Source organism: Kribbella swartbergensis (genome assembly GCF_054784135.1).
In genome coordinates this window covers 282,686-304,499 of the sequence record NZ_BAAGPM010000034.1, presented here as the reverse complement: position 1 = coordinate 304,499, position 21,814 = coordinate 282,686, and the positions used below count along the sequence as shown (strand labels likewise).

The following is a 21,814-nucleotide window of genomic DNA, read 5'->3' as shown; positions in this document are numbered from 1 at the left end:
CTCACTCCACTCGCCCGCCAGGCGGTCAGCAGGCAACCTGATGGCCGGCCTGCAGAAGGCCGGCCCGGCAGCCGGGTTGTAGAAGCGCGACCGGAGGGCGGGAGGCAGTGTGCCCGCAGGCAGGGCGGTTAGCGGCGGGTGACGGTGACCTCGGCGCCCTGGGAGGGGACGAGGGTGACGTTCTTGGCTTTGGCTGGTTCGGGGGTGGGGTCTGGGGCTTGGAAGGAGTAGGTGGTCAGGGCGGCGCGGAGGATTTCGGTGCCTTCCATCAGGGAGAAGCCGGCGCCGATGCAGCGGCGGGCGCCGCCGCCGAACGGGATCCAGGTGCCCGGGGCCGGCGGGTCCTCGTCGAGGAACCGTTGCGGGCGGAACTCCTGCGGCTTCGGGAAGTGGTCGCCGTCGCGATGCACGAGCCCGATCGCCGCCATGATCGTCGTACCGCGGGGCAGCCGGTACCCCCCGACATCGGCGGTCTCGGTGAGCCGCCGACCGACCTGGTAGACGACCGGGTGCAGCCGCATCGCCTCCTTGACGATCGCCTCGAGCTCCTCGTCCGTACCCGCGTCCGCGGCCCGCTGGCCGAACGCCAGCTGCTCCGGACTCCGGGCCAGTTCGTGGAACGCCCACGCCAGCGCCGTCGCGGTCGTCTCGTGCCCGGCCAGCAGCAGCGTGACCAGCTGGTCCCGCAGCTCCACGTCCGACCAGTTGCCGGCAGCAAGCAGTCGGGACAGTACGTCGTTGCGTCCGGCAAGGCTCCCGCGGCGCCGGGCGATCTCGTCGTACAGGATCTCGTCGACCTGCCGCTGCACGGTCAGGTACGTCCGCCACGGCGGGACCCGGAGCAGGGCCGGGTAGAACCCGCCGAGCATGATCACCGGTGACACCGAGACGATCTTGTCGAGCAGCGGGCGGAGCTGGTTCAGCCGGTCGGAGTCCGTCACGCCGAACACGACCTGCAGGATCACCTCCAGGGTCAGGTCCCGCATCCGCTGGTGAACCTTGAACGGCGTGCCGGCCGGCCAGCGTTCGACCTCGACGCGCGCCAGTTCGTGCACCATCCCGGCGTACCCGCGCAACGCCTGCCCGGAGAAGGCCGGCATCAGCTGGCGTCGCATCCGGACGTGGTCCTCGTCGTCCAGCAGCAGGAGCGAGTGCGAGCCCATGATCGGCTCGAGCACCGTGTTCCCCTCGCCGGCGTGCATCACCGACGGCGGGCCGGCGAACACCTCCCGGATGTGGTCCGGTCTGCTCAGTACGACGACCACCCGGCTGGACGGGACCAGCCGGATCGTGAACACGTCGCCGTACCGTTCGCGCATCCGCGGGAAGAACGTCTTGCGGTGACTCGCGAAGAGCACGGTCTGGGCCAGCGTGGGCAACCGCGGACCCGGCGGCAGCGTGCGAGCCGTCTGCCGGTCGAGCGTCCGGGCACCGAGCAAAGGTGTCGAGGCCATGCCACCTCCTAGCCAGGGCATCCAAGCTACGCCAGCCACGCTACGACAGCCGGGTGAACTGTGGCCGATCACCGGACGTCGAACGCACCAAGCGCTCGAACCCGAGGCGCCTGCGCCGCGCCCGGCACGAAAACCGGGTGGACATCGCTTTCCCACCTGGCTAGCGTCTTTGTCGGCAGCCGCACGTCGGAAGGACCTGAGGAGATGCCTGCACCTCGTCGAGTCGGCTCTCGGCCGATGACTTAGCAACGCCCGGAGCAGTCGAGGGTCGTGGCACGAGCGATCGGCCGGCCGGACGGGACCGAGAGGACCCCCGGCCCATCGGGCTTGACGTTGTCAGGTCAGCTCCTGCGCTCAGCGCGGTGACGCTGCCCGGTCCGATGTTCCACCGACTCTCGAAAGCTGTGCATGACACATGAGTGTTGCCTTTGACGTCCCGTCAGGTCAGGCGCCGGTGATTGCGGCGCGGGATCTCACGAAGACCTACACGTTTCACCAACAGCGCGCCGGGCTCGGCGGCGCGCTCAAGAGCCTGGTCCGGCGCAAGTACGAGACCAGGCTTGCCGTCGACCGGATCACGTTCGGTATCAACCGCGGCGAGGTCGTCGGCCTGCTCGGGCCGAACGGCGCCGGGAAGACCACCACGCTGAAAATGCTCTCCGGGCTGCTGTACGTCACGTCCGGTGAGGTCGAGGTTCTCGGCTTCACGCCGTCGGACCGCAAGCACGACTACCTGCGGCGGATCGCCCTGGTCATGGGGCAGAAGTCGATGCTCTGGTGGGACGTGCCGGCGATGGAAAGTCTCCTGCTGCACAAGGACATGTACGGCCTCGACGCCGACGAGTTCGAGCGCAACGTCGCCGAGCTCGCGGAACTGCTCGAGGTCGGCGACCTGCTGAACGTGCAGGTTCGCAAGGTCTCCCTCGGCGAGCGGATGAAGCTCGAGCTGATGGCGGCGCTCGTGCACGGGCCGGAGATCCTGTTCCTGGACGAGCCGACGATCGGCCTCGACGTCGTCGCGAAGGCGCGGGTCCGGACGTTCCTCGCCGAGGTCAACCGGCTCCGCGGCACCACGATCCTCGTCACCAGCCACGACATGGACGACATCGAGGCGCTGTGCTCGCGGGTGATGATCATCGACCACGGGCGGCTGCAGTACGACGGCGGGCTCGACGAGCTCGTGCGGACCACGCGGCCGCGCAAGCTGGTACGGGCGACGTACGCGACGGATCTCGACCGCGGCCGCCTTTTGGCGCTCGACGGTGTCACCGCGGTCGACAGCTCCGGCCGGGTCGTCGAACTCGAGGTGGAGCGCGAGCGCACCGGCGAGGTACTCGAGCAACTGACCCGCCTCGGCCCGCTGGTCGACCTCGACGTCGCGGACGCCGATGTCGAGGAGATCATGCGCGACCTGTTCCTGCGTCGCGGTACACCGGGGGACCGGTCATGAACGTGCTGATGCCACGCCTCCGGCGCGGCGGGTCATGGGGCTTTGGCTCCCGGCCTTCCCTCGTCGCTACGGTCGCTGCGCTCCCTCCGCTCCTCAGTCCAGGCCGGGAGGCCCCATGACCAGGCTCGTCCGCAACCTCCGCGTGCTGCGCCGGATGACCGCGGCGGATATCGCCCAGCAGTCGGTCTACCGCGGCGCGTGGGTCATCTTCATGGCGGCCAACGTCTGCGTCCCGATCATCTCGCTGCTGATCTGGCGTACGGCGATCGCGAACGGCGCCCGCCTCCCGGTCGGCGAGCGGTACGTGACGACGTACTTCGTGCTGCTCAGCTTCGTGACGATGGCCACATCGTCGTGGATGACCGGCTTTCTGGCGACCGACATCCGGCTCGGCAAGCTCTCCAGCTGGATGGTGCGCCCGGCGTCCCTGCTGCTGGGTTTCGTCGCCAACAACCTGTCGGAGAAGTTCCTGAAGCTGTTCGCGCTGGTGCCGATGATCGGCATCCTGTGGTGGATCTTCCGCGACTCGATGAGCATCCCGGCGGGCCCGGGCCGCTGGGCGGTGTTCGCGGTCAGCATCGTGCTCGGGGCGATCCTGGTGTTCACGATCGACATCCTGATCGCGTCACTCGCCTTCTGGATGGACGACGTGGCAGCACTCGCCCAGGCCCGGCTGATCATCGCGAGTGTGCTGTCCGGCGCGGTCGTGCCGTTGGCGCTGATGCCGGAATGGTCGCGGGGATTCGTCGACAACCAGCCGTTCCGGTACACGGTGTCGTTCCCGGTCGAGATCGTCGCGGGCGACCTGACCGAATCACAGCTGGTGGTGGGCCTGGCGATCCAGCTCGGCTACGTGCTCGGGTTCGGCCTGATCGCGCGGCTCGTCTGGTCGGCCGGGCTGCGGGCGTACTCGGCGGTGGGCGCATGAACGGGCTTGGTACGTACGCCGGCGACCCCAAGCCGCTCGACCGGAGTTGGTTGCACAAGCAGTGGCGCCAGGTGCGGCTGTGGCGGCGGTTCCTCGCGCAGGCGGTGGTCCGGGAGACGCACTACCGGGCGCACTTCCTCACCACTGTGCTCGTCGGGCTGGTCCAGCTCGGGCTCGGGATCGTCCCGATCCTGCTGCTGTTCGGCTACACCAGCGAGGTGCGGGGCTGGTCCCGGGCCGAGGTGATCGCGCTGACGGGGATGTTCCAGATCGTGACCGGGCTGATGGCGGCGTTCGTCGCGCCGAACCTCAACCGGATGACGACGTACATCACCGAGGGCGAGCTCGACGCGGTGCTGCTGCGACCGGTGTCGAGCCAGTTCTACCTGACGCTGCGGTGGATCAACGTCGCGGAGCTGGGCAATGTCGCGAGTGGGGCTGTGGTGCTGGTGGTCGGCCTGGTGCAGTCGGGCGCCGGCCCGGACCTGGAGCAGATCGTTCAGGCACTGCTGCTCGCGGCCTGCGGGCTGGTGCTGCTGACGGCGGTGTGGTCGGCGATGTCGTTCCTCGCGTTCTGGCTGCAGTCGGTGAACCCGATCGGGGCCATCTACCTGAACCTGGTCGAAGCCGGCCGGTATCCGCTGGTGTTCTTCCCGGTGGCGGTGCGGGCGTTCCTGACGTTCGCGTTCCCGGTCGCGTTCGCGTCGACGTTCCCGGTCCAGGCGCTGCGTGGTGACGTCGGATGGACGCTGGTCGCAGGTGGCCTCGCGCTCGCGGCGGTGGCGATCACCCTCGTACGGCTGCTGTGGCGCCGCGGCCTGCGAACGTACTCCAGCGCCAGCTCCTAGGCCGCCCGCCGAGGCGGGAACCCGGGCCCGGGCCAAGAAACGGGGGCCTCGGACAGGTTATTGCCTGTCCGAGGCCCCCGGATGGTGTTCAAACCTCCGAGCTCAGGAGCGGTGGAACCGGAGGGTGAGGATCTGGAACGGGCGGAGCTCGAACGAGACCCCGCCGTCGGTCAGCTCGCGGTCGGCCAGGTGGCGCTCCAGCAGGTCGACCTCGGTCACCGACGTCGCCGCGAAGGACGGCGTGACGGTGGCCCGGGAGCGGCCGCCGGAGGACTCGTAGAGGCGGACGACCACGTCGCCGGACCGGTCGTCGGCGAGCTTCACCGCCTCGACGATCACGTTGCCGTTGTCGACGGCAACGATCGGCTCGACCCCGTCGGCACCGGTGACGACCCGCTCGGGCAGGTTGATCCGGTAGCCCTCCTCGATCGCCTCCGGGATCCCGGCGCCGACCACCAGCGCGTGGTTCACGGTGTGCACGCCCTGGTCGGTCTGCGGGTCGGGGAACCGCGGTGCGCGGATCAGCGAGGTCCGGATGACGGTGGTGGTGCCGCCGTCCTCGCGGGCGGTCCGGTTGATGTCGTGGCCGTAGGTCGAGTCGTTGACGACGGCGACGCCGTACCCGGGCTCGCCGACGTGCACCCAGCGGTGCGCCGCGATCTCGAACTTCGCCGCGTCCCACGAGGTGTTCTGGTGGGTCGGCCGGAAGATGTGTCCGAACTGGGTCTCCGACGCCGACCGGTCCGCGTGCACGTCGACCGGGTACGCCGCCTTGAGGAACTTCTCCGCCTCGTGCCAGTCGATCGTGGTCTCGATGTCGACCCGCTTGGCGCCCGGCCGCAGCCGCAGCGTCTGGGTGACGGCGGACCGGCTGAAGGACCGCTTCACGACCACGGTCGCGACCCCGTCGACGGAGCTGAAGTCGACGCTGTCGACCTCGGTCACGTCGCGGACGTTGTTCTTGTAGAACGAGTCGACGTCCCAGGCGTCCCAGTGGTTCGGGGTGTCCACGTGCAACTGCAGAAGGTTGCCCGCGGCGCCCGGCGCGATCACCTCGCGGCCGGCCTCGACGTCGTACAGGGAGGTGATCAGGCCGCGCTCGTCGATCGTGACCCGGATCAGCCCGTTGTCCAGTACGCCGTTCTCGACCGCGACCGACTGGCCTTCGCCGGCGGCGACACCCGCACCGAGCCCGGCCACGCCGTTGCGGGCGTGCGGCGCGGCGTTGAAGACGATCTGCGCGGAGCCCTCACCGGCCAGCGCCTGCTGCGCCTTCGCGATGATCGCCTCCAGCTCCTCGGCAAGTTTCGCGTACGTCGCCTCGGCCTCGCGGTGCACCCAGGAGATCGAGCTGCCCGGCAGGATGTCGTGGAACTGGTTCAGCAGCACGGCCTTCCAGATCCGGTCCAGGTCCTCGTACGGGTACTCGTCCAGCTTGCCCGCGACGACCGCCGCGGCGGACCACAGCTCGGCCTCGCGGAGCAGGTGCTCGCTGCGCCGGTTGCCCTGCTTCGTCTTGGCCTGCGAGGTGTACGTGGCCCGGTGGATCTCCAGGTAGAGCTCACCCGACCAGACCGGCGCGTGGTCGCGGTACTCCTCCTCGGCCGCGGCGAAGAACTCGGTCGGGGACTCGATCGTGACCCGCGGCGAGGACTCCAGGTTGGCCACCCGGCGCGCGGTCGCGACGAACTCGCGGGTGGGGCCTCCACCGCCGTCGCCGTACCCGAACGGGACCAGCGAGCGGGTCGCCGCGCCGTTCTCGGCGAAGTTGCGCTGCGCGTGCGCCAGTTCGCGGCCGGACAGGTCGGAGTTGTAGGTGTCGATCGGCGGGAAGTGGGTGAACACCCGGGTGCCGTCGAGACCCTCCCACCAGAACGTGTGGTGCGGGAACTTGTTCTCCTTGTTCCAGGAGATCTTCTGGGTCAGGAACCACTTCGACCCGGACAGCTTCACCAGCTGCGGCAGCGCCGCGGTGTAGCCGAACGAGTCCGGCAGCCAGACCTCCTGGGTGTCGATGCCGTACTCGTCCAGGAAGAACCGCTTGCCGTGCACGAACTGCCGAGCGAGCGCCTCGCTGCCGGGCAGGTTGGTGTCGGACTCCACCCACATGCCGCCCACCGGAACGATGGTGCCGTCGGCAACGGCCTTCTTCAGCCGCTCCCACACCTCCGGATAGTTCTCCTTCACCCAGGCGTGCTGCTGGGCCTGGGAGAACGCGAAGACGAGTTCCGGGTACTCCTGCGCCAGGGTGGCGACGTTGGAGACGGTCCGGGCCACCTTGCGGCGGGTCTCGCGCAGCGGCCAGAGCCACGCCGAGTCGATGTGCGCGTGACCGACCGCGGACAGCTGGTGCGCGCTGGCGTGCGCCGGGCGGCTCAGTACTTCGGTCAGCTGGGCGCGGGCGTCGGCCGCCGTACCGGCGACGTTCTCGTAGTCCAGCGCGTCCAGCGAGCGGCTGATCGCGCGCAGGATCTCGCGGCGCCGCGGCTCCTGCGGGGTCAGCTGCTGCTGCAGGCCGTCGAGTGCCTCGAGGTCGAGGATCAGGTCCCACACCTCGGGGTTGAACACGGCCAGGTCGGCCCGGGTGAGCTTGTAGATCGGCTCGCCGCCCGGCTCGGGCTTGCTGCCGATGTCGGTCGGCGCGAACGCGTTCGACCCGAGCACCTCGGGGTTGGCGGCCGCCTCGACGTAGAACTCGATCCGGTCGCCGGGCGAGGCCGCCGTACCGTCCGGACCGAGGATCGACAGCGGGGCGTACGTCTGCCGCGGGTGTAGACCCTTCAGCGGTACGCCGGACGACGTGTGGATGAGGCCCTCCGCGGAGAACCCGGGCCCGCCGCTGAAGCCGAGGTCGACGACGGCCTCGATCTCGCTGCCGGCCCACTCGGCCGGGACCTGGCCGCTGAACTTGAACCACGCCGTACCCCAGGCCGGACCCCACGGCAGGCCGATCGCGGCCGGCTCGTAGGTCTGTGCGAGCGCCTCGGCGGGGGACACTGGTTCACCGGGTGCGTGCCACACCTCGATGTCCAGCGGGACCGCCGCGCCGTAGATCGCGGGGCGGATCCGCTCCCGCAGGGCGCGCCTGAGCCGCTCCTCGATGAGTTGACGGTCGTCGTGCACGAAATCATCCTCCGGGGTTTGGCCGTCTCACACGGCCGTCCTCACGCGACCCACCCGGCCGCTGCGATGACAACGCTGTCACACCCACCCCGGAGACGTCCAGACGCAGTTCACTCTGATACCTCCAAGTAGCAGTACGGGAGCGTGGCTACCGAATCGGACCGGTTGCCGTCTAGGTTGTCCTGCATGGATCGCCCCCGCCTGCTGACCCCCACCAGGGACGGCCTCCTCCAGCCGACCGGGATGACCCGGCGCAGCGTGCTCGGTCTCGGTGCCGCCGCCGCGGCGGCGTTGGTCGTGCCGGGCTGTTCCCGCGGCCGGTCCGACGAGCCCGCGCCGCCCGGCCCGGCCACGCTCGCGACCGGCAACCGGGGCGGTGTGTACCACACCTTCGGCAGCGGGCTCGCGAAGCTGGTCAGCGAGGTCACCGGCATGGAACTCCGGCCGGTGGAGTCGAACGGTTCGGTGGACAATCTGTACCTGGTGGCCGGGATGAAGAACGACATGGGCTTCACCACGTCGGACACCGCACTCAACGCCTACGAGGGCACCGGTCTGTTCAGCTCCGGCAGCCTCAAGTTCACCGCGCTGGCCCGGACGTACGACAACTACGTGCACGTCGTCGTGCCTACCGCCTCGAACGCGGTCCAGCTGAAGGACCTGTCCGGGCTGACCGTGAACGTCGGCCCGATGAACTCCGGGACCAAGGTGGTCGCCGACCTGATCTTGACCACCGCCAGGCTCCAGAACGTCAGGACCACGAACCTCCCGCTCGAGGCCGCGGTGAAGGCGCTGGCGACGCGGGCCAACAACCAGGGCCGAGGCCCCGGCATCGACGCGCTGATCTGGAGCGGCGGCCTGCCGACCGCGCCGATCGCCGAACTGCAGAAGACGGTCGGCTTCCGGCTGGTCGACATCGGCACGGTGGCGGAGGAGATCTCGCTCAAGCGGTTCGGCGGCTACATCGTGTCCTCGATTCCGCCGTCGGTGTACGGCCTGGCCAGCTCGGTGCCGACGCTGGCGGTCCCGAACTACCTGATCGCCCGGCCGAACCTGTCCGACTCGTGGGCCTGGTGGACGGTCAACACGATGTTCCGCCGGCAGAACGACCTGATGTCGGCCCACCAGGAGGCCGGCTCACTGGACCCGCGCTCGGCAATCGCCACCATGCCGATCCCCCTGCACCCCGCCGCCGAACGCTGGTACCGCGCCAACCACATCTGAGCCCACCCACCGCACCACCCACCCCGCCCCCGACCTACCTGCCTGCGGCGCCGCCGCCACCCACCCGGGCATTTCAGCGGATAACCCCTCAAGTTGCCCGTTGTCTGCCCGTACAAGGCAGGGAGAAGGGGCAACTCGAGGGGTTATCCGTTCAAACGATCAGCGTCGGTCGCGGGTCGGGTCAGGCGTCGTAGTCGTCGATCAGGGGGACGCGGACCTCGATCACCAGGCCGCCGCCGATCGGCGGGCGGGCGACCACGCGGCCGCCGACCCGGGCCGCCTCGGACCGGACGATCGCCAGCCCCAGCCCGGTACCCGGCAGCTCCCGGTGGTGCGCGCTGCGCCAGAACCGCTCGCCGACCTTCTTGAGGTCGCGGGAACCGAGCCCGAGCCCGTGGTCGCGGACCGACAGCACCACCTCGGTGCCGTCCCGCGTCACCGAGACCTCGACCGGCGGAGCGCCGTACTTGGAGGCGTTGTCGAGCAGTACGTCGAGGATGTCGTCGACCTCGAGCTCCGGTGCGACGCCACCGGGCACCATGTCGCCGATGACGAGTTCCAGGCCGTCGGCGGCGTAGACGGCCTTCCAGCCGACCAGCCGCTCCTTCACCGCCTGGGCCAGGTCCAGCGGCTCTTCGTTGCCGTCGGCATCGGATCCGGGGCGGTCCGAGCCGGCCAGCCGGGACAGCCGCTGGACGATCCGGCCGAGCCGATCGATGTCGCTGAGCGCGAACCGGGCCGTCGGCGACAGCCGGGACAGCCCCTCGATGTGGATCCGCGCCGAGGTGAGCGGCGTACGGAGCTGATGGGAGGCGTCGGCGACGAACTCGCGCTCGCGCTGGCGGGCCTGGTGCAGGCTGAGGGCCATCGAGTTGAAGCTGTCGCCGAGCCGGCGCAGCTCCGGTGCGCGTCCGTCGGTGGACACCCGGGTGTCGAGGGCGCCGCGGGTGATCTGGTGGGTCGCGTTGTCCAGGTCGTTCAGCGGGCGAAGGACCCAGCGGGTGATCGGGCGGACGATACCGATGACGATCGCGCCGATGCTGATCAGCAGACCGCCGAGCAGCAGCAGCAGACCGCGCTGCACCTGGTCGCGGGCCTTCTCGGTCGGCACCCGCAGTACGGCGGCGCCGAGGACGCGGCCGTTGTTGACGACCGGCCGGGCCACCACCATCTCGCCGGTGCGCCACGGCCACATCGCCGGCGGCTCGGCCGGCAGGCGGCCGGCCAGCGTGCTGTCGAGGGCGGTCTTGAGGTCCGGCTCGTCCACGTTCACACCGGAACGGGAGGTGGCCACCACCTTGCGGTCGACGTCCACGACGAAGACCGGGGTGTTGTAGAGCTCGTGATAGCGAACAGCCAGTTCGCGCAGGTTGGCGATGTCACCGGACTGCAGCGGGGATTCCGCCATGGTGGCGAACCAGTCCGCGTCGTTGCTGCGGGAGAGGAACAGGGTCCGCGACGTACTGGTGGCGATGTAGTTCGCCAGCGGTACCGCGGCCACGACGGCCAGGACCACGACCATCGGTACGAGTGACTGCAGCAGACGACGACGCAACGGTCAGTCCGAACCCAGGCGGTAGCCGACACCGCGAATGGTCTGCACCAGCTCTGGCCGGCCGAGCTTGGCCCGCAGGCTGGCCACGTGCACGTCCATCGTGCGCGACGAGGCCTCGAAGACCGACTGCCACGCGTACAGGGCGACCTGTTCGCGGGGGACCACCCGGCCGTGGTGAGCGGCCAGCACAGCTAGCACGTCGAACTCCTTGCGGGTCAGACTGATGGGCTTGTCCGCGACCTGGACGGTCCGGGCCTCGATGTCCACGGTCAGGTCGCCGACGGTCACCCGGGGGCGGGGCTGCAAGAGGCCGGTACGACGAAGTACAGCATCGATGCGGGCCAGCAGCTCGGAAATCGCGAACGGTTTCACCACGTAGTCGTCCGCGCCGCTGCGCAGCCCGCGCACCCGGTCGGCCGCCTCGCCCCGCGCCGTCACCGCGATCACCGGGACGTCCGACACCGTGCGGATCTGCCGGCACACGTTGATGCCGTCGCCGTCCGGCAGGCCGAGGTCCAGCAGGACCAGGTCACCGGGGTCCGCCGCGAGGGCGTCCGCGGCCGTCCGGACGTGCGTCACCATCAGGCCGTAGCGCCGCAACGCGGGTATCAGGGCATTCGCGATATCGAGATCGTCCTCGACCAACAGGATCCTGACCGCGCCACTCATGCGGTGATCGTAGGCCAGGTGACGCACATATGTGTCAGATCTTGGTAAAGACGTAATCACGCGACTCCACGCAGTGTTCGGCAACATTAGCCTTCCGCACACAGGAGGGAACCGGTAGATGACTGTCGGTATCGGTACGGGGGGCGGCGTGGCCGCGCCCTCCGACGAAGAACTCGCCGAGTACGAGCAGGAACGGCCGGCTCGGCGGCTTCGGCCTGTCCTCGATCTGGTCATTGCGGTCTGGTGCGCAATCGTCAGCATCGGCGTACTGCTGCAGGTGTTCTTCCCTCTACCACAAGGCACCCAGTTTTACCTGGTGATCTTTCTCGCAGCCGTTCTGCCGATCACCCTGCTGTGCTACCGCGGCTGGAAGGTCCCCGCGTTCCTCAATCCGTTCAGGAACCGGCCCGGTGACGACCCCGGCATCACGGACTGGCTCCTGGCCGTCGTCGCGTTCGCGGTGTGCGTCTACCCGCTCTTCGACTTCGACGGCTACCTGGAACGTCGCCAGGCTCCGACGACTCTCGACGTCCTTGTCGGCGCCCTGCTGCTTCTGCTGCTGCTCGAGGCCTGCCGCCGTACCACCGGATGGGTGCTGCCGGTCGTCAGCCTGTTGTTCATCGCGTACGCGTACTACGGCGGCTACCTGCCCTATACCTGGTCGCTGGCGCATCAGGGCTTCAACTTCGACGCGATCATCGCGCAGTTCACGATGGGAACGGCCGGGTTCTACGGCACACCGCTGAGTGTGGCCGCGAGTTACATCGTGCTGTTCACGATCTACGGCGCCGTACTGGACTACTCCGGTGCCGGGAAGTTCTTCATCGACCTGTCGTTCGCGGCCTTCAAGCGCAGCCGTACGGCACCGGGTCGCACGGTGACCCTGGCCGGTTTCCTGCTGGGCAGCGTGTCCGGCTCGGGTACGGCGACCGCGGTGTCGCTCGGGACGGTGTCGTGGCCGATCCTGCGGCGGGCCGGGTACCCGCCGGAACCGGCGGGCGGGATGCTGGCCGCCTCCGGTATCGGCGCGATCCTGTCGCCGCCGACGCTGGGCGCGGCCGCGTTCATCATCGCCGAGTTCCTGCAGGTGTCCTACCTGACCGTGCTCGGGTACGCCGTCATCCCGACCATCCTGTACTACCTGGGCATCCTGCTCGCGATCGAGATGGACGCCCGCCGGCACGGGACGAAGTCGGCCGAGACGTCGGACCAGTCGGCGCTGAGACTGCTGCTGCGATTCGGGTACCACTTCCTGTCGCTGTTCGTGATCATCGGCTTCATGGCGGCCGACGTCCCGCCGTTCAAGGCCGTGGTCTACGCCGTGATCGTCCAGTTCGCGTTGTCGTTCCTGGACCGTGAGCACCGGCTGACCGCCCGGCCGCTGTTCAAGGCCCTTGCCCAGGGCACCCGTTCGGTGTTGCCAGTGGCAGCCACCTGTGCGACCGCCGGGGTGATCGTCGCGGTCACCACCCAGACCGGGCTCGGCCTGAACCTGGCCCAGATCATCGTCGGGGCGGCCCGCGGCCTGACCGACAACCACACCGCGGTGCTGATCTTCACCGTGGTGCTGTCGGCGTTCGCCGTACTGCTCCTCGGGCTGGCCGTGCCGGTGACCGCGTCGTTCATCATCGCGGCGGTGATCATCGCGCCGGCGTTGGTCCAACTCGGCGTGACGCCGGCCGAGGCGTACATGTTCATCTTCTACTACGCCGTCCTGTCCGAGGTGTCGCCGCCGACCGCGCTGGCCGCGGTGGCCACCTCCGCGATCACCGGCGGCAAGGTGATGGCGACGATGTGGCAGGCGTGGAAGTACACGCTGCCGGCCTTCCTGGTGCCGTTCGCGTTCGTACTCACCGACAACGGTGCGCGGCTGCTGGGCCAGGGCTCGTTCGCCGGCATGCTGTGGACGCTCGCGGTCTCGATGCTGGCCGTCGCCGCGCTCGCGGTCGTGACCGGCGGGTGGATCCTGGTGGCCACCAGTTGGGCCGAGCGGTCGCTCTGCGTCCCGGCCGCCGTACTGCTGCTTTACCTCGCGCCCGTAACCATCACGGCCGGAATCTGTTTGCTACTTGTTGCCGTCGTCATCAACCTGGTCCGGCGGCAGCGCGGTACGAATGCCGGCCCCACCCCACCGCCCCGGTCAGAAGCCGGGCCGAAGGAAGGACCTGTCACTTGATCAGGACCCGTCGCCTCTCCGTCGCTGTGGTGGCGCTCGCCGCCGCCGTCTCGCTGGTCGCCTGCGGCGGCCAGCGCGAGCCCGCCGGCACCGATTCGGCCGAGGGCGGCCGGCTGACCATTGCCACCGGCAACACCACCGGCGTCTACTACCAGCTCGGCGGTGCGCTGGCCAAACTGATCTCGGAGAAGGTCTCCGGGTACCGGGCGACCGCGAGCGAGACCGGCGCCTCGGTGCAGAACATCCAGGGACTGGTGGCGGGGAACTACGACATCGCGTTCTCACTCGGTGACACGGCGGCCGACGCGGTGAAGGGCCAGAACAGCTTCACCCAGCCGCAGGACGTCGTCGCGCTGACCCGGCTGTACAACAACTACACGCAGGTCGCGGTCCGTACGTCGGCCGGCATCAACTCGATCGCCGACCTGAAGGGCAAGCGGGTCTCCACCGGTTCGCCCAACTCCGGCACCGAGGTGATCGCCCGGCGGTTGCTCGAGGCGGCCGGGCTCGACCCGGCCAAGGACGTCACCGCGCAGCGGCTCGGCCTGCCGGAGTCGGTGGACGCGATGAAGTCGGGTTCGATCGACGCACTGGTGTGGTCCGGCGGCCTTCCGACCGGCGGTATCACCGACCTCACCACCGCCATGGGCAAGAACGTGAAGCTGATCCCGATCGTGGACCTGCTGCCGAAGATGCAGGAGAAGTACGGCCCGGTCTACAGCCAGGCCCCGATCCCGGCGGCGACGTACAAGCAGCCGGCCGACGTCGCCACCATCGTCGTACCGAACGTGCTGCTGGTCCGCAAGAACATGAAGGACGACCTCGCCGAGCAGCTCACCAAGGTCGTCTACGAGAACAAGGACGCCCTGGTCGCGGTGAACGCGGCCGCCAAGGGCATCGACCTGGCGAACGCCGACAAGACCGACCCGGTGCCGGTGCACCCGGGCGCGAAGAAGGCGATCGACGCACTGAAGTGACCAGGACCGTCCTCCCCCGCACACCAGGCGCAGCGGGGGAGGACGTGAGGTCCCGCCTCCGCACATCAGGCGCAGCGGCGGCGGGACCCACCGCCCGCTCTCACAACCAGGCGCAGTGAGAGCAGGCAGACCGGGCCCGGCCCTCCGGAGGCATCCGGAGGAGTCCGGGCCCGGTCGCTTTGCTGGAGGCCGTGTCTGATGGGTCCGGCGCGGGACCATCAGACACGGCCTACTCCGGGGGTTCCTCGGTGTCCGGCAGCGGTGTGCCGTAGAGGTAGTGCGACAGCGCCGAGTCGCGCTTCGGGTGGACGTGGTACTTCGTCGGTACGACGCGACCCTCCGCGCTGTCCCACGCGGTATCGGCCATCCGCCACATGCGGTGCGCCAGCCGGCCCGCCACGCCGGTGTGCGGCGAGTACGGGTGCGCTCGGGTCGGAGCGACCTCTTCCGCCTCCAGCAGCTCCTCGGTCAGCGTGTTGACGTCCGTGTCGTCCAGTTCCTCGCTGATCCGCTGGCTGCACTCGGTTTCGAGTTCCTCGTGCCGGGAGAGCAGGCGGTCGATCGACTCCCACACCTCCTCCGGCGTCAGGTCCACCATGCGGCTGTCGCCGTACTGCCGTCCCTTGAGGAAGCGCAGCGACCGCTCCAGTTCCTTGGCGTTCCCGACGTACCAGGTGACCAGGTCGTCGCCGTCGGGCAGGCGGCGTACGTATGGGAGGAGCACGTCCTCGGCGGCGGCCAGGTGCTGGGCTGCGATGGCGTAGAACCAGTCGGTGCGGTGCCGATGCTCCGGGTGCGCCGCATCCGGATGCTGAGCCGGCTCGGCCAGCTCGCGGATCCGCGCGTGTTCGTAGGTCAGGGCCAGTTCGAGCGTCGAAGCGGTCATGACAACCACCTCCAGGGGGTCTTCACCCCAGCGTGTGCCCATCCCGTGGGGAGTGCAACCGCGGCCGTACTCCGCTACGCAGGGAGCCGGCGGCGGTCAGGAGCGCAGGTCGACCTCGCGTAGCGGGGTGCCGCCGTCGATGAACAGGCGTCCACCGGGCGCGAGGGCGGCCGCGATCCGTTGTCGCGCCTCCCGCTCCAGTTCTGGATGCCGGCCGTCCAGTGCACCGACCCGTACGGCGAAGGCGAGGTCGAACGGCTGCTCGTCCGGCTCCAACTCGAACGTCTCCACGGCCGCCTGCCGGAACCTCAGCCGCCCACTCGCGATCAGCTCCGCCGATCCGGCAGTCGCCTGGGCAACCGCCTTCGCCGACCGATCGATCGCCAGTACGAACCCGTTCACCCCCACCCGCCGAGCCACCTCCCGAGCCGCCGCCCCCGGCCCGCACCCGACCTCCAACACCCGCATCCCATCCGCCAACGGCAACGCATCCACCACAGCCTCAAGCCGCGCCGACAGCCGCTCACCCACCCCACACCACCTCCACCAGCAATCATCCCGGGGTCCGGGTTCAGTGGCGGATGAAACGCCCCGGCTACCTGGTGGTGGCCGGGGCGGGGAGGTGGGGTGAGTTGCGGTCAGGCGTCGGAGCTGTTTTTCCAGAGGTTGATGCCGGCTTCCACGGCGTCGGCGTCGATGGCTTCGAGTTCTTCGGGGGTGAACTTCAGGTTCTTGACCGCGGCGAGGTTGTCCTCCAGCTGGGAGACGCTGGACGCGCCGATCAGGGCGCTGGTGACGCGGTCGTCGCGCAGTGTCCAGGCGAGGGCGAGTTGTGCGACGGACTGGCCGCGCTGCTTGGCGATCTCGTTCAGCGCGCGGACGTGTTTCAACGTGTCCTCGGTCAACGAGTCCGGGTCGAGCGACTTGCCCTGTGCAGCACGAGAATCGGCCGGCACACCGTCCAGGTAGCGGTTGGTCAGCACACCCTGCGCCAGCGGCGAGAACGCGATCACACCGACGCCAAGCTCACCGACGGTGTCCAGCAGGTCCTCCTCGATCCAGCGGTTCAGCATCGAGTACGACGGCTGGTGGATCAGCAACGGCGTACCCAGCTCCTGCAGGATCCGCGCCGCCTCCCGGGTCCGATCCGCCGAGTACGACGAGATCCCGGCGTACAGCGCCTTGCCGGAGCGGACCGCGGCGTCGAGCGCGCCCATCGTCTCCTCGAGCGGCGTGTCCGGGTCGAACCGGTGCGAGTAGAAGATGTCGACGTAGTCCAGGCCCATCCGGCTCAGCGACTGGTCGAGCGAGGCGAGCAGGTACTTCCGCGAGCCACCGCCCTGACCGTACGGACCCGGCCACATGTCGTACCCGGCCTTGGTCGACAGGATCAGCTCGTCGCGGTACTTCTTGAAGTCGCGCGCGAAGTGCGTCCCGAAGTTCGTCTCCGCCGCGCCGTACGGCGGGCCGTAGTTGTTCGCCAGGTCGAAGTGCGTGACGCCCAGGTCGAACGCCCGGCGCAGGATGTCGCGCTGGGTCTCGAACGGCTTGTCGTCGCCGAAGTTGTGCCACAGCCCCAGTGAGATCGCGGGCAGCTGCAACCCGCTGCGCCCCGTCCGCCGGTAGGCCATCTGGTCGTCGTACCGGTCCTGAGCGGCTACGTATTCAGTCACGAGACCTCAGTCTGCCTCATGCCGCAACAACTTCAAACCCCCTTGTTTTCCAGCAGAAACCCCATCACTGAGACCCAGAAACCCGTCTTCTTGATGCCGTATGTCCGGCGCTGTACCTACGTGCTTGATCCGGTGTGCCCTGCGACTTCCTGAGGTGAGGAGATCAGTGGGGAGGTTGGTAGTGGCCGGGCCAGTCGGCGTGGCGGATTCGGGTGATCGAGCGGATCTCGCCGAGCGTGGACCACTCGTCCTTGCCGAGGCGGGCCAGCGGACGGAGCAGGCGTATCTCCGGGTGGTCGCCGACCATCATCGCCGCGTCGACCGCGAGGTGGCGGACCCGGCCGATGACGACGGTCGAGTCACCGAGTTCGAGGGTGGTGTGCAGGGTGCACTCGATCGCCACCGGCGACTCGGCGACACGCGGTACGGCGACGGTGCGGGAGGGCTCGGTTGTCAGCCCGACGGCTTCGAACTCGGAGATCTCCGGCGGGAAGTTGGTCGCCGTCGCGTTGATCTGCTCGAACAGTGGCTCGGCGGCGAAGTTCACCACGAACTCGCCGGTTGCCTCGACGTTGTTCAGGCTGTCCTTCCGGCCGACGGAGGTGAACTGCACCATCGGCGGCTGCACACACGAGACCGTGAAGAACGAGTGCGGTGCCAGGTTGAGTACTCCGTCGGCGGACCGGCTCGACACCCAGGCAATCGGCCGTGGCACCACGATGGAGTTCAAGGCCGCGTAGAACTCCCGCCGCCCGACAACGTCGGGATCCAGATCCACTCGCACGCCCGCAGTACATCAAATCCGTTGGACGCCGCCCTGCCCCGGCACAAGGATCAGGTACCGGATCACCCGACAAAGGAGGTGCGGATGGACGAGCACGACGAGTCTCCGGGCACCCCCACGACTGTGGATCGGAGGTCGGCCGCCGCCATAGCAATGGGCCGTTCGTCGGATGGAGCCGCGGCGCCGGGTGGTGCGCCGGGTGGTGCCCGGGTGGTCGGTGCGTCATCGGATGATCCTTACGGGGAAGGTGAGCTTTTCGAGCGGGTCCTGGCGGTGGGCGTCAGGTACGGCGTGGCGGCCGGGGGCGTGGTCGAGGTTGCTGGGGGTGTGGCCAATCGTGGCTTCGCGCTGGGGGACGCGTTGTTCCTGCGGGTCGCGCGGCCCGGGTTCGAGGACGATCTGCGGAAGGAGACCGGTGTCGTACCGGTGGCCCGGGAGGCCGGCGTACTGACTCCGGCGATCGTCGAGTACGACGACAGTCGAGCACTGATCGATGCGCCGTACGTCGTGATGGAACGCGTCCACGGGACCGAGCCGACCGGCGTACCCGTAGGCCTGGCGGAGCAGTTGGCGCGACTGCATCGGGTCGAGCGGATGGACGTCCCCGGCGTACCGCAGGACGACACAGCCAATCCGTGGCGGACCGTGGACGAGTTGGCCGAGCGCGGCTATCTGGATGAGGGTACGGCGACGTGGCTGAGCGGCTGGTTCACCCGGCTGGCCGACCGGTTCGACCGGAGTGAGCCGAAGGTGCTGATCCACGGAGATGTTGCCGCACACAACCTTCTCGCCGGACCCGGCGGCGAGCTGCGCGCCCTGATCGACTGGGGTGATGCAGCTTGGGCTCCCCGCGGCATGGATTTCGCCAAACTCCCACTCGAGCACGTCGCCGTCCTTCTGCCCGACTACATCCGCCACAGTGCGGAACTTGGCCACCCCGGCCCTCGGGACGACGAGGTTGCCGCGACCGCCCTGTGGTTCCACCTCGCCTGGGGCCTGGGCAAACTGACCGCCAACCCCTGGCCAGGCCAACGCCATTGGACCGCACCCCCGGCCAGCCGCCTCCTCGCAGTCCTGAGGTTCTTCGCCACCAACCCACCGACTCCGTGGTCGACATTGACCTGAGGTTGCTGTCAACCGGCGCCGGATGGGGGTTCTTGGAGGGCCAGGGCTTTGGTGAGGGCGTCCAGGTAGGGGGAGAGACGGAGAGGGGTGTTGTCGGGGGAGAGGGTGGTGGCGGGGTGCCAGGTGAGGGTGGGCGTGACCAGGTGGACGTCGGGGGACAGGGGGCCGGGGTCGTGGGTGTGGGAGCGGGAGGCGAGGTTGAGCATCATCCCTAGGGCGGGGATGACGGACAGGTCGCGGATGACGTGGACGAGGAGGAGATCGCGGGAGGGGACGGCGGCGAGGACGCCGTACGGCGGGAGGTCGGTGTGGAGGGATTCACGGAGGACGGTGTCGAGGACGAGGGCACGGGATGCGGCGAAGATGCTGCCGGTGATCAGGGCGATCCGGGTGTCGTCGTGCTCGACGTACTCGACGTGATCGGTCAGGCGGCGGAGGTTGGCCAGGCCGAAGCGTTCGGCGTCGGACCAGGTGAGGCCGAAGTCGGACGGGTCGAGGTACATCGTGACGACGCCCTCCTGGGCGGTCGCGGGGATGGACAGCAGGCCGGGCAGGAAGTCGGCGCGGTCCGCGGTCCAGTCGGCCGGGAGCGCGTGACGGGGGACGAGGCGCTGGATCAGCTCTCGCTCGGGGTCGGTGGGTGGCAGCGGAGGGCCCTTGCGGAGGCGATGCAGGAGCTGGACGAAGTGCTCCTCGACCATGGCCGGCCAGCGGTGTTCCTCGTGCTGGGACACGGCCCGGGCCAGGTTGCTCAGGCCGAGGAACGGGCCGTCCGCGGCCGGATCGGCCGGGACGAGGGCCGCGCCGCCTTGGTAGGTCACGTCGAGGCCGAGGCGGGTCGCGGCGGTCAGGCCGAGGCGCACGAGTCGTGCGGCCTGCGGCTGGGTCAACGGGATCAGGACCGGGTCGGGCCGGTCGGAGTGGTTGCCTTGGGCACGTTCGGTGGAGCTGTCGATGGTCATCGTGGCCACCTCCTCGGCAGAGAAAGTACGAGGAACGGCAGCGGTTCCGGCCGGTCGATTCGAACCTGTGGACAACCGGCCGGGATAGTCTGCGGCCACGCCGCCATGTCAGGAACTCGGGAGTGGAGCAGGATGTCCAGCACGCCGTCGTCGCGGCCGACCTCGGAGACCCGGTTGTCGCTGTCGCACATCACCGCGCAGAACGAGACCAACCTGCTGGGCACGGTGCACGGCGGCGTGATCATGACGCTGGTCGACTCGGTCGCCGGTGTGGTGGCGGCGCGGCACTCGGGTGGTCCGGCGGTGACCGCCTCGATGGACGAGATGACGTTCCTGGTGCCGGTGCGGGTCGGCGATGTGGTCCATTTCAGCGGGCAGGTGAACTGGACCGGGCGCAGCTCGATGGAGATCGGCGTACGGATCACGGCCGATCGGTGGGATGCCGTCGGGCCGGAGGTGCACGTGGCGTCGGCGTACCTGGTGTTCGTCGCGGTCGACGCCGACGGGAAACCGCGGGAGGTGCCGCAGGTTGTGCCCGAGACCGACGAGGACCGACGCCGGCTCCGGGAGGCCGAGATCCGGCGTAGTCACCGCCTGGCCCGCCGTGCCGCCATCATCGCGTCCCGCGAGGAAGACGCTCGCGCCCGGGAGGCCGACGCGGAGGCTGAGGGGGAGCAGCGGTGACCTGGTTTGCCAGTGCCCGGCGGCATCCGTCGGCGGTCTTGTTGCTGGTGCAGTTGCTGGGCGTGCTCGTCTACCCGGCGATGGAGGGTTCTCGCGGTGGCCGGGTCGCGTTCGAGATCCTCGGCATCGTCGTACTCGTGCTCGCCGTCTTCTCCGTTCGCGCCACCCCCGGCCTGACCTGGGTCAGCATCGGACTCGGCATCCCCGCCGTCGTTCTCTCGCTGGTCGACGCGTTCAACCCGACCGAGACGGTCGCGGTCTTCTCCGCCGTACTGCACGCCACGTTCTACTTCTACGCCGCCTACAGCCTGCTGCGGTACATGCTCTCCGACCATGACGTCAGCACCGACGAGCTCTACGCGACGGGTGCGACCTTCACCTTGGTGGCTTGGGGCTTCGCGTACCTGTACGTGTTCGTCCAGGCGCTGGTGCCCGGCAGCTTCACGGCAGCCGTCAACGCGACCAACGACCGCACCTGGATGGAGCTGCTGTTCCTGAGCTTCACGACGCTGTCCAGCACTGGGCTCAGCGACATCGTGCCCATCACGTCGTGGGCCAGGTCAGTGGTGATGCTGGAGCAGCTGGCAGGGCTTGGGTACGTCGCTATGGTCGTGTCGCGCCTGGTCGGTCTGACCATCACCAGGCGGAGTAGCAGCTAGGCCCGAGGCCAGCTCGCCAGCAGATCCGCCGCAGCCCGGTAGGCCACCTCCGGAGCGTGCTCCATCGCGGCCACCCGGAAGCTCACCAGAGCGCCTTCGTGCAGCAGGAGCAGCCGATCGGCCAGCTCGCCGGCATCGGCCAGGCCGGCCAAGGTCGCCTGGGCTTCGAATTCGGCCCGCATCCACTGCTTCTGCCCCACGATCACCGGCATCGCCGGGTGGTCGGGCGCGGCCAGTTCGACGCTGGCGTTGATGAAGCCGCACCCTTTCCGCGATCCCGCGACCCAGTCGGTCAGCGCCGCGAACAGCGCCAGGATCACCTCTTCCGGCGTCGACGGCGCCCGCGCCGCGAGCTGTTCGTCCAGGAACTCGTGCCACAACCGGTTTCGCCGCTCCAGGTAGGCGGCGATCAGCTTGTCCTTCGAGCCGAACCGGTCGTACAGCGTCTTCTTCGTCACCTCGGCGGTCTCGGCGATCGTGTCGACGCCCACCGCCCGGATGCCCTGCTCGTAGAACAGGGTCGACGCCGCAGTCAGGATCCGCTCCCCGGCAGGCGTGAGCGTGGTGGTCTCCGGCAGCCGGCGATCCACCAGCAGTCTCATCTGCTGATCAAGCACACTGACAGTATACCGACCGG

General features: G+C 69.0%; 19 protein-coding genes. 9 read left to right on the top strand and 10 right to left on the bottom strand.

Features of this window, described 5'->3' with window-relative positions; translation table 11 throughout:
• Positions 1-128 precede the first annotated feature (128 nt).
• Positions 129-1,454 (bottom strand): cytochrome P450, encoded by a 1,326-nt coding sequence (locus ACYVOK_RS30585; RefSeq protein WP_460666044.1) that lies wholly within the window; start codon positions 1,452-1,454, stop codon positions 129-131.
• A gap of 415 nt (positions 1,455-1,869) precedes the next feature.
• On the opposite strand from ACYVOK_RS30585, the gene ACYVOK_RS30580 reads away from it, so the two are divergent.
• From ACYVOK_RS30580 to ACYVOK_RS30570, 3 genes are all read left to right on the top strand, one after another.
• Positions 1,870-2,904, top strand: a complete 1,035-nt coding sequence (locus ACYVOK_RS30580) for an ABC transporter ATP-binding protein (protein WP_460666043.1) — start codon at positions 1,870-1,872, stop codon at positions 2,902-2,904.
• A gap of 115 nt (positions 2,905-3,019) precedes the next feature.
• Positions 3,020-3,832: an ABC transporter permease gene (locus ACYVOK_RS30575; RefSeq protein ID WP_460666042.1), complete on the top strand. Its 813-nt coding sequence runs from the start codon at positions 3,020-3,022 to the stop codon at positions 3,830-3,832.
• A complete protein-coding gene (locus tag ACYVOK_RS30570) occupies positions 3,829-4,680 on the top strand; it encodes an ABC transporter permease (protein WP_460666041.1) in 852 nt (283 codons plus the stop codon). Before ACYVOK_RS30575 ends, ACYVOK_RS30570 begins: the two co-directional genes overlap by 4 nt.
• Before the next feature lie 102 nt (positions 4,681-4,782).
• On the opposite strand, the gene ACYVOK_RS30565 is transcribed toward ACYVOK_RS30570, so the two are convergent.
• Positions 4,783-7,803, bottom strand: coding sequence for an alpha-mannosidase (locus tag ACYVOK_RS30565; protein ID WP_460666040.1), 3,021 nt, complete (start codon positions 7,801-7,803; stop codon positions 4,783-4,785).
• Positions 7,804-7,989: 186 nt separating this feature from the next.
• On the opposite strand from ACYVOK_RS30565, the gene ACYVOK_RS30560 reads away from it, so the two are divergent.
• On the top strand, positions 7,990-9,027 hold the full coding sequence (locus tag ACYVOK_RS30560; protein WP_460666039.1) for a TAXI family TRAP transporter solute-binding subunit: 1,038 nt from the start codon (positions 7,990-7,992) through the stop codon (positions 9,025-9,027).
• Positions 9,028-9,208: 181 nt separating this feature from the next.
• On the opposite strand, the gene ACYVOK_RS30555 is transcribed toward ACYVOK_RS30560, so the two are convergent.
• Positions 9,209-10,582: a sensor histidine kinase gene (locus ACYVOK_RS30555; RefSeq protein WP_460666038.1), complete on the bottom strand. Its 1,374-nt coding sequence runs from the start codon at positions 10,580-10,582 to the stop codon at positions 9,209-9,211.
• A gap of 3 nt (positions 10,583-10,585) precedes the next feature.
• Entirely contained in the window at positions 10,586-11,251 is a 666-nt protein-coding gene (locus ACYVOK_RS30550; protein WP_012918592.1) for a response regulator transcription factor, read from the bottom strand.
• Between the two features lie 118 nt (positions 11,252-11,369).
• Here ACYVOK_RS30550 and ACYVOK_RS30545 point away from each other — a divergent pair, with 118 nt between their 5' ends.
• The gene (locus ACYVOK_RS30545) at positions 11,370-13,427 is read left to right on the top strand and encodes a TRAP transporter permease (protein ID WP_460666037.1); all 2,058 of its coding nucleotides are present in this window, start codon (positions 11,370-11,372) and stop codon (positions 13,425-13,427) included.
• Entirely contained in the window at positions 13,424-14,404 is a 981-nt protein-coding gene (locus tag ACYVOK_RS30540; RefSeq protein WP_460666036.1) for a TAXI family TRAP transporter solute-binding subunit, read from the top strand. Before ACYVOK_RS30545 ends, ACYVOK_RS30540 begins: the two co-directional genes overlap by 4 nt.
• 229 nt (positions 14,405-14,633) lie before the next feature.
• Here the strand turns inward: ACYVOK_RS30540 and ACYVOK_RS30535 are convergent, their stop codons facing one another.
• The 4 genes from ACYVOK_RS30535 to ACYVOK_RS30520 form a co-directional block, all read right to left on the bottom strand.
• On the bottom strand, positions 14,634-15,290 hold the full coding sequence (locus tag ACYVOK_RS30535) for a hypothetical protein (RefSeq protein ID WP_460666035.1): 657 nt from the start codon (positions 15,288-15,290) through the stop codon (positions 14,634-14,636).
• A 96-nt stretch (positions 15,291-15,386) separates the two neighbouring features.
• Positions 15,387-15,821, bottom strand: a complete 435-nt coding sequence (locus tag ACYVOK_RS30530; protein ID WP_460666034.1) for an SAM-dependent methyltransferase — start codon at positions 15,819-15,821, stop codon at positions 15,387-15,389.
• Positions 15,822-15,928: 107 nt separating this feature from the next.
• Positions 15,929-16,963 carry an L-glyceraldehyde 3-phosphate reductase gene (mgrA, locus tag ACYVOK_RS30525; RefSeq protein WP_460666033.1) on the bottom strand — a complete coding sequence of 345 codons (1,035 nt, stop codon included), beginning with the start codon at positions 16,961-16,963 and terminating at the stop codon, positions 15,929-15,931.
• Between the two features lie 163 nt (positions 16,964-17,126).
• Positions 17,127-17,747 carry a flavin reductase family protein gene (locus ACYVOK_RS30520; RefSeq protein WP_460666032.1) on the bottom strand — a complete coding sequence of 207 codons (621 nt, stop codon included), beginning with the start codon at positions 17,745-17,747 and terminating at the stop codon, positions 17,127-17,129.
• A gap of 84 nt (positions 17,748-17,831) precedes the next feature.
• Between ACYVOK_RS30520 and ACYVOK_RS30515 the strand changes: the two genes are divergently transcribed.
• A complete protein-coding gene (locus tag ACYVOK_RS30515) occupies positions 17,832-18,872 on the top strand; it encodes a phosphotransferase family protein (protein ID WP_460666031.1) in 1,041 nt (346 codons plus the stop codon).
• A gap of 8 nt (positions 18,873-18,880) precedes the next feature.
• On the opposite strand, the gene ACYVOK_RS30510 is transcribed toward ACYVOK_RS30515, so the two are convergent.
• Positions 18,881-19,834: a DUF1444 domain-containing protein gene (locus ACYVOK_RS30510; protein WP_460666030.1), complete on the bottom strand. Its 954-nt coding sequence runs from the start codon at positions 19,832-19,834 to the stop codon at positions 18,881-18,883.
• Positions 19,835-19,966: 132 nt separating this feature from the next.
• Between ACYVOK_RS30510 and ACYVOK_RS30505 the strand changes: the two genes are divergently transcribed.
• Together ACYVOK_RS30505 and ACYVOK_RS30500 are read left to right on the top strand one after the other, a co-directional pair.
• On the top strand, positions 19,967-20,518 hold the full coding sequence (locus ACYVOK_RS30505) for an acyl-CoA thioesterase (RefSeq protein WP_460666029.1): 552 nt from the start codon (positions 19,967-19,969) through the stop codon (positions 20,516-20,518).
• The gene (locus tag ACYVOK_RS30500) at positions 20,515-21,177 is read left to right on the top strand and encodes an ion channel (protein WP_460666028.1); all 663 of its coding nucleotides are present in this window, start codon (positions 20,515-20,517) and stop codon (positions 21,175-21,177) included. Before ACYVOK_RS30505 ends, ACYVOK_RS30500 begins: the two co-directional genes overlap by 4 nt.
• Here ACYVOK_RS30500 and ACYVOK_RS30495 read toward each other — a convergent pair.
• Positions 21,174-21,794, bottom strand: a complete 621-nt coding sequence (locus ACYVOK_RS30495) for a TetR/AcrR family transcriptional regulator (RefSeq protein WP_460666027.1) — start codon at positions 21,792-21,794, stop codon at positions 21,174-21,176. The two genes, ACYVOK_RS30500 and ACYVOK_RS30495, sit on opposite strands and share 4 nt — an antisense overlap.
• Positions 21,795-21,814 lie beyond the last annotated feature (20 nt).